General features: G+C 33.4%; 1 protein-coding gene. It reads left to right on the plus strand.

The window, feature by feature from the left end:
• Positions 1 to 19: 19 nt before the first annotated feature.
• A partial coding sequence (locus B0A78_RS13465; RefSeq protein ID WP_097609761.1) for an Rpn family recombination-promoting nuclease/putative transposase occupies positions 20 to 748 on the plus strand: 729 nt, incomplete at its 3' end.

Consider the following 748-nt stretch of genomic DNA (forward strand, 5'->3'; position numbering starts at 1 on the left):
CATCAAACCATTTGGAAACATGAAGGCTAAATATATTAATCCGTTTACCGACTTTGGATTTAAAAAAATATTTGGGGAAGAAGCCAGCAAAAATTTGCTCATAGACTTCCTTAATACACTATTGCCTCAACACGACCAAATTAAAGAACTTTCTTTTAAAAACACCGAGCAACTCGGAATTACCGACCTCGATAGAAAAGCCATATACGACATCTATTGCCAAAATGAAAAAGGAGAAAAATTTATCGTAGAACTACAAAAAGCAAAACAAAATTTCTTTAAAGAACGAACCATTTATTACGCCACTTTTCCTATTAGAGAACAAGCCGAAAAAGGAGAATGGAACTATCACCTCAAATCCGTTTACTGCATAGGTATTTTAGATTTTACTTTTGACGATTACGAATCTGAACCCGAAAAAAGCGAAGTCGTACACACCATTAAACTAAAAAACCAAAATGGAAAGGTTTTTTACGATAAACTCACCTATATTTATTTAGAAATGCCCAACTTTAAAAAACAGGAAACCGACTTAAACTCCCGTTTAGACAAGTGGTTGTATTTTATTAAAAACCTAGAAGACTTCCAAAATATACCTACCATTTTCAAAGATGAGGTTTTTACTCAAGCCTTTGAAAAAGCCGAATTGGCTAATTTTGGACAATGGGAATTAGACAAATACGAAAGTAGTTTAAAAGTGTACAGAGACCTAAAAAGTATTATTGACACGGCTTTTGACGACGGTAAA

The organism is Flavobacterium columnare NBRC 100251 = ATCC 23463, assembly GCF_002530675.1.
GTDB classification, from domain to species: domain Bacteria; phylum Bacteroidota; class Bacteroidia; order Flavobacteriales; family Flavobacteriaceae; genus Flavobacterium; species Flavobacterium columnare.